The following is a 7,055-nucleotide window of genomic DNA, read 5'->3' as shown; positions in this document are numbered from 1 at the left end:
TATTGATTCACTAAATCAAACCAAACGACGGTTTGAAAGTTCATCAACATAATCGGGCCGTTTCAGCACTTCTCTTGATCCGGCTTCAAGAGCCAGCCTCTCGGAAATTTCGTGGCCTCCGAAAAAAACAAGGACGGGTTTTCCCTGCGCCCTCTAACAATTAAAAGGTTGTCAGTTTCACTTTGTTCAACTGCCTATTGATTCACTAAATCAAACCAAACGACGGTTTGAAAGTTCATCAACATAATCGGGCCGTTTCAGCACTTCTCTTGATCCGGCTTCAAGAGCCAGCCTCTCGGAAATTTCGTGGCCTCCGAAAAAACCAAGGGCGGGTTTTCCCTGCGCCCTCTAACAATTTCTGTCGAGGCTATCGGGCTCTTTCAGCACTTCTATTAACCAAAAAATCGAAATACCACGGCGATTCCAATTCCAATTGTTCCGGCTGTAATCAATGCTTCTGTTCCGCGTGCCATTCCTGACAACAGATGTCCCGCAAGTAAATCGCGCACGGCATTTGTAATCGGAACGCCTGGGACTAGCGGCATCACGCCACCGATAATCATCTTGTCTAAACTAACGCCCCAACCGATTGAAATCGCCAAAACTGCTAACAACCCGACCGAGAATGCAGCTAAAAACTCTGCTAAAAATTTCACTTTGAAAAATTCTGTTCCGTAATAAAAAATTACAAATCCGATGGCGCCAATAATGCAAGTGGTCAATAAGTCCTTCCAGACCCCGCCGAAAATCATCATCAGTGTCCCACTAACAACGGCAGCCGCAACAATCTGTAACCAAATGGGGAAGAATTTCACTTCTTTGTCCAGCGAACGCAATCGTGTATAAAATTGCCCTAATGAAATCTGTTTCATCGTGAACTCGCGTGATAAATCATTCACTATAGAAACCTTTTCTAAATCAATCGTCCGCGTCGGAATCTGTTCCATTTTGACCGCTGAACCACCTTGCAAAGCCATAAAAATACCGGTCGGCGTCACAAAACTAATTCCCTTTGCCGCGGAACCAGCTTCTGCAATTCGACTCATTGTATCTTCCACGCGATACATCTCCGCGCCGCTTTCCATCATAATTTTTCCCGCCAATAAACACGTATCTAGCAAAAAATCTTGAGGAGTTTCTTCCATCATTCAACCTCCGTTCTATCTAGTCTCTAATCCCATCCTAACGCAACTACGACGATATTTCTAGTTAAAATAAAAAGATTTTCATAAAATGCGATTCTAAGAGGCGATTTGAGGGTAAATATCTGTTAGTATGAACTATGGAGCATTACTTAATAAAGGAGTTTTGGCAGATGAGCAGTATTGAATATGAAATTGTAGAGCATATTGGTGTTTTGTCGGAGAATTCGAAGGGATGGCGAAGAGAGGTCAATCTAATTAGTTGGAACGGCCGCGCGCCCAAATATGATATTCGTGATTGGTCACCAGGTAATGAGAAAATGGGCAAAGGTATTACGCTCACGGAGGAAGAGTTTAAAAAAATCGCTGAATTAGCGAAGTAACGGGGGAATTGTTTATGTTTGCATATGATATTTATGAACCAATTGATCGGAAGGTAGAGGATACGTTTCCAACTATCTTTACACTTCACGGAATTGGAGCGGACGAACTAGATATGCCGGGGATATTAGAGTCGATAATGGATCGTTTTGTCATTGTCAGCATTCGAGGTAGCGTGCAACAAGGCCCAGGGTATTCCTACTACCAACCGGTGTTAGACGGTGAACCTAGTGAAAAGACGATTTCATATGCAGCAAACAACGTTCACGAATTTGTGGAGACTATTTTGAAACAGTACCCATCGATTGACCGCAAAAAAATGTATCTGTTTGGCTTTGATCAAGGCGGAATTGTTGCCATGACGGAGTTTGCGAAAAATGGTGGTATGTATCACGGTGGTGTTTTCCTAAGCACAAAATTACCTTCCTTTTTAGAAGAAGGACCGAAAAATTTACTATTGAAGTCAAAACGTATTTTTATAGGACATGGCACCAAAGATCCTGTGTTCCCAGTCACGGAAGGCGAGCGGACGGCAAAATACTTTGAAAGCTTGACGAATGATGTGACATATCAGACTTTTGATGTGGTGCATAATGTTACGGCAGAGGAAGCAGAGATTGTTCTAGATTGGTTTACGAGAGTCGAAGTTGATAATCCAGCGGCGAAAAAGGAAAATAGTTAAACAAACATGGAGGTTTTACAGGATGAAAGCATTAGGTTTTACAAAATTTGGCGAGCCAGAAGTATTTGAAGAATTAGAGTTACCGAAACCAAAAGCAAGTGAAAAAGGCTTAGTAATCAAAGTTTTAGCGGCAGGAGTCAATCCTTACGATGGCTTACTAAGATCGGGTGCGATGCAAAAAATGCGCCCACTCGAGTTCCCGATTGTTCCAGGAAGTGACATTGTCGGCAAAATTACCGAGGTCGGTTCTAAAGTGAAGAATTACGCGGTCGGAGATGTTGTTATTGGGCATCCAGCAATTGGCGGTTACGGCGAATATGTCGCGACTCCAAGCTACAATGTCGTGAAAAAACCGAAAGAGATGAGCATTGAGGAAGCGGCAGGACTAGCATCAGTCGGAATTACAGCCTACTATGCACTTCAAGTTGCCAAACTGAAAAAAGGCGAAAAATTGATCATTCTTGGTGCGTCAGGAGCAGTTGGTTCGATAGCTGTCCAAATCGCGAAAGAACAAGGCCATAAAGTGATTGGCGTAGCGAGCAGTAAAAATGCGGATTACGTGAGTGCATTAGGCGCTGACCACGTTTTCTCCTATGATCGCGATGATTTATCCCAAGTGTTGCACAATAAAGCGAATGTTGTGTTAGACATGAGTTTTGGTGGTAAAGGTGCAGCGGAAGGGCTACACTACGTGAAAAGAGGCGGACGTTACGTTTCGCTAACAAGTTTGCCAGAAAATGCGGACGAGAAGAAAGTGAAGGCGATCCGTATGAAGCGTTCGAAAGACATGAAGGATAAAGAGGCTTTGGGATACTTGGCTGATTTATACCGTTCGCATAAATTGCAACTAAAAACAGCGGAAGTGCTGACATTCGACTTACGTGGCGTGATCGGCGCGCATCAGTTGATTGATAAGAAGCAAGTGGCTGGGAAGTTGATTTTGAAGTAAGATAAGGAGGCGCCTGAGAAATTGGGTGCTTTTTTATGGAAGAAATGGGGAGGTTGAAAATGAATACATTAGATGAACAACATAAATACTCTCAGCAGGCAACGAAAGCCTTGTTAGTCGTCTTTTTTAGTACGAGCGCGATTATTATTTTGTCATTGTTAGCGCTGATAATTTTGAAAACCTGGTGGCCGCTTCTTATTATTGTTGCGACGGTGGTCGGTTGGTATTTATTTAATATGACGCGTAAAACGGTGCCATTATTTGATTTAACGGATCAGAAGGATATCGTTGTCCTAAATAAAGACTGGGTAGCTTTTAAGAAAAGTCATCGAAATCAAGTGGTAGCAAACGGCAAAAAAACAGATGTAAAATAAGGAGGAGGCAGAAACAATGGCAAAAACAATCTCGTACTTAACGTTTAATGGGGATGCAAATGAGGCAATCGCATTTTATCAAGGTGTGTTTGATTTGGAAGTAACGATGAAAAACTTGTATAGCATGTTACCCAACTTTTCTGGGGATGAAATACAGGGGAAAAAGGTGGCGCATGCTCGTTTGGCAAAGGATGATGTGGAGTTCTTTTACGTAAGTGATATACCGGTTGGTGACGTTACAAGCGGAGATCAAGTGTCTGTTACTTATTTTGCGGATACAAAAGCAGAGTTTGAAACGGCATTTGCTAGTTTAGCTGTACTCGGAACTGTAAAACTGGAAATTCAAGAAACTGGTTGGGGCGCTAGTTACGCTGAGGTGACGGATCGTTTTGGGGTGAACTGGAAGCTGAATTTTCAAGCAGCGTAAATAGATGAAAAGGTAGTATCATTCGTGGAGCTAAAAGCCATGAATGATACTACCTTTTTTGATTTATGCGAAAGGATTTGTTAAGCGATGTTCTGATTTTTCATTAGCGACGTAATTTCTTTGAGCATTGATAATTTCGATGGCATCTGGGGAACTATATACATCAATTTTGGCATCTATTTCCTTGAGATTATCATTTAATGTGGTTATCTGCTCAAGGATTGTTTGACGATGTTCGGAAAGAAGCGCATTTCGTGAATCAATTGTACTCGTTCCCTCCATGCAAAAATCAATGTATTTCCGGATATCTTTAATCTGCATACCTGTATTTTTCAAGCAACAAATGGTCTGAATAAAAGCCAAATCTGAGGGGGTAAATTCTCTGTGACCGGATTCATTCTTTGAAACAAATGGCAATAGGCCTTGTTTATCGTAGAAACGGATCGTGTAGATGGATAGCCCGAACAGCTCGGATACTTCTTTGATGGAATAGGTCATGTCAATCTCCTCTCGAAATAAATAATAAAATGCTTGACCTAGACACTACTCTAGGTTTTATTCTTAATATAGTTCATATCTGCTTGATTAGCAAGTGGAAAATAGATACGATGGAGGTAAGGAATATGAAAAAAAGTGTTTTAGTGACTGGTGGTACTGGTTTTCTTGGTACACAAATGATTCTTCAATTATTACAAAAAGGGTACAATGTCAAAACAACGGTACGTTCCCTGAAAAGTAAAGACAAAGTGTTGGAAACGCTAGGAGCTAACGGTATTACAACGCTTGATAAGCTTACTTTTGTGGAGGCGGATTTATCAAAAGATGACAATTGGAAGGATGCGATGCGTGGGTGTGAATATGTCCTAAGTGTTGCGTCCCCAGTCTTTTTCACGATTCCAAAAAACGAGGAAGAGATGATACGACCGGCTGTGGAGGGAATTATTCGCGTGTTAAAAGCAGCACGAGACGCTGGTGTAAAACGCGTCATTATGACTTCCAATTTTGGAGCTGTTGGGTTTAGCAACCAGGATTTGAGTACGGTCACAACGGAGGAAAACTGGACAAATCCCGATGAAAAAGGGCTATCCGTATATGAAAAATCAAAATTACTCGCAGAAAAGGCTGCATGGGATTTCGTGAAGACGCAAGGCGGGGAATTAGAATTTGCGACCATCAATCCTGTCGCCATTTTGGGGCCATCTCTGAGTTCGCATATTTCTGGAAGCTTCGTTATCGTGGAGAATATACTCAACGGTTCGATGAAATCTATTCCTAATATACCGCTTAATATCGTGGATGTCCGTGATGTTGCCGATCTGCATATTCGCGCGATGGAAACGCCTAGCGCCAATGGAGAGCGATTCATAGCTTCAGCAGACGGTCAAATATCAATGCCAGAAATGGCGGCACTTTTAAGAAGTAAGCGTCCGCGCCTTGCAACAAAGGTATCCACAAAAACGATGCCAAATTGGTTGCTTCGTTTTGCCGCTTTATTTAACAGAGAGGCGCGTGAAGGATCGCTACTTTTGCGGATGAATCGGAATGTGAGTAATGAAAAAGCGAAGGAAATGCTTGGCTGGGAGCCGATTGGAACTAATGAGGAAACTATTTTGGCTACGGTGGATAATATGGTGGTGCACGGGATTATTGGCGAGTAAGTCCTGTATTTAGCGTAGCGCGTCGCCGAGGTATAATCCACTAGAGGCGGCGTGTGACAAGGAATGCGTAACGCCTGAACAATCACCGATGAAAAAGAGATTAGGGACATTCGACTCAAAACGATTATTAGTGTGTATTTCTGGTCCGAAATCTTTCGTATCGTAGCAATATAATAAGGTATTTCCATCTATTTTAGCTGTTGTATGCTGTTCTAGATGCTGGAAAAATGCGATGGTTTCGTCCAATAAGTCGGTCAAAAGGATGTTCGCTGAGAAATCTGATTCGTAAGGCAGTGTACCTTGGATTTCTTTGACGGGCTCGAATTCGGATGATAGGGAGTAAAGTGGATAGCCGATGATTCTGTCTCGATTTTGATTGATTTGGGAGAAGAGCGAATCGAGATAGGCGTTCATTTCTGCTTCGCTATCAAAATAATAAGGACGGAAAAGCGTGAAATTTAAATTCTTGCTGGGTGTGCATTCTCTAGAGTTCTGGCCCTCCGGCGTTGTTCGACCATGTAGGTTTCTTTTGATCACCCGTCCAAATTTGTTCATGCAATAGCTGTACATGCTGCCACTTCGCATTTTGACTTCCAAATTATTTTTGAGAATAGGATCGAATGTCTCGCTTAACATTTCGATGCGGAAACCGATGTCGATTCTTTTTCGCTCGTATGTGAGTCCTAATTCCTCGAAACTTTTGTTCAGGAGAGGATTCTTTTTTGAACCGGTGGCAATGATGACTTTTTTGGAGTGTAAAATCTTATTTTCTGAAGTTGTGATGTGAAATATGCCATTGGTTTTAGCTATTTTGGTCACTGCGTTGTTAAATAGGAATTCTATTTGAGTAGATAAACATGCAAATATATTGTTGTACACTTTTTTCGAAAGCTCTGTGCCGAGATGCTTGGTCGGGCAGTTTAAGAATTGGATGGAGGAATCATTCTGGATATCTGCGTGGGATTGATAGGTTAATGCAGATTCTCCGCCGAATGTATTGGTTATATTCTCTACCTCTGATAAATATTGGAGCACTGGCTTTTCTCCGATTTTTTCACTCAAATTACTACCCAAATCAGGGGAGAAATTATATTTTCCTTCCGATAATCCTAATCCGCCAAAACCAGTGGTGGATGGGGTTTTAAGTCGTTCTCCCATGCTGGGGCCTGCGTCGATTGCGAGGATATTTTGATTGGCATCTAGTTTTAGCATTGTGAAGATACTGCTAACACCTGCGCCGATGATGATTATATCGTACATGATGCACTCCCCTTTCTAAGGAAGGTACTTTAAGATATTGTTAATGTATTTTTTTAAAGGTTAACATTATTACTTTAAATTTGCAATAGTTTAAATGTGAGAGATGATACGTATTTTTAGTAGGTATATAAACATGTTATGAAAACGTTTTACATAACAACAAATGTATGATAATATATTGT

Annotated in this window: 9 protein-coding genes; 6 read left to right on the top strand and 3 right to left on the bottom strand. The window is 41.6% G+C overall.

What is annotated here, in order from left to right:
- Positions 1 to 392: 392 nt before the first annotated feature.
- Positions 393 to 1,145: a threonine/serine exporter family protein gene (locus HPK16_RS07260; RefSeq protein WP_181676333.1), complete on the bottom strand. Its 753-nt coding sequence runs from the start codon at positions 1,143 to 1,145 to the stop codon at positions 393 to 395.
- A 170-nt stretch (positions 1,146 to 1,315) separates the two neighbouring features.
- Between HPK16_RS07260 and HPK16_RS07255 the strand changes: the two genes are divergently transcribed.
- From HPK16_RS07255 to HPK16_RS07235, 5 genes are read left to right on the top strand one after another with little or no spacing between them, the layout of a single operon-like run.
- Positions 1,316 to 1,525: a YdbC family protein gene (locus tag HPK16_RS07255; RefSeq protein WP_036060774.1), complete on the top strand. Its 210-nt coding sequence runs from the start codon at positions 1,316 to 1,318 to the stop codon at positions 1,523 to 1,525.
- A gap of 14 nt (positions 1,526 to 1,539) precedes the next feature.
- Positions 1,540 to 2,205: an alpha/beta hydrolase gene (locus tag HPK16_RS07250; protein ID WP_181676332.1), complete on the top strand. Its 666-nt coding sequence runs from the start codon at positions 1,540 to 1,542 to the stop codon at positions 2,203 to 2,205.
- 22 nt (positions 2,206 to 2,227) lie between these two features.
- Positions 2,228 to 3,154, top strand: coding sequence for an NADP-dependent oxidoreductase (locus HPK16_RS07245; protein WP_181676331.1), 927 nt, complete (start codon positions 2,228 to 2,230; stop codon positions 3,152 to 3,154).
- 59 nt (positions 3,155 to 3,213) lie between these two features.
- Positions 3,214 to 3,528, top strand: coding sequence for a hypothetical protein (locus HPK16_RS07240; protein WP_181676330.1), 315 nt, complete (start codon positions 3,214 to 3,216; stop codon positions 3,526 to 3,528).
- A 16-nt stretch (positions 3,529 to 3,544) separates the two neighbouring features.
- Entirely contained in the window at positions 3,545 to 3,955 is a 411-nt protein-coding gene (locus tag HPK16_RS07235; protein ID WP_181676329.1) for a VOC family protein, read from the top strand.
- Positions 3,956 to 4,018: 63 nt separating this feature from the next.
- Here HPK16_RS07235 and HPK16_RS07230 read toward each other — a convergent pair whose 3' ends face one another.
- Positions 4,019 to 4,453, bottom strand: coding sequence for a MerR family transcriptional regulator (locus tag HPK16_RS07230; RefSeq protein WP_181676328.1), 435 nt, complete (start codon positions 4,451 to 4,453; stop codon positions 4,019 to 4,021).
- A 125-nt stretch (positions 4,454 to 4,578) separates the two neighbouring features.
- On the opposite strand from HPK16_RS07230, the gene HPK16_RS07225 reads away from it, so the two are divergent.
- Positions 4,579 to 5,613, top strand: coding sequence for an SDR family oxidoreductase (locus HPK16_RS07225; protein WP_181676327.1), 1,035 nt, complete (start codon positions 4,579 to 4,581; stop codon positions 5,611 to 5,613).
- Between the two features lie 9 nt (positions 5,614 to 5,622).
- On the opposite strand, the gene HPK16_RS07220 is transcribed toward HPK16_RS07225, so the two are convergent.
- Complete coding sequence (locus tag HPK16_RS07220) at positions 5,623 to 6,873, bottom strand: hypothetical protein (RefSeq protein ID WP_181676326.1); 1,251 nt, start codon at positions 6,871 to 6,873, stop codon at positions 5,623 to 5,625.
- Between the last annotated feature and the right edge of the window lie 182 nt (positions 6,874 to 7,055).

It is taken from the genome of Paenilisteria rustica (assembly GCF_013820765.1).
In the GTDB taxonomy this organism is placed as follows: domain Bacteria; phylum Bacillota; class Bacilli; order Lactobacillales; family Listeriaceae; genus Listeria_A; species Listeria_A rustica.
Note: the sequence above shows the minus strand (reverse complement) of the source record. Positions and strands in the feature narration are given on the sequence as shown.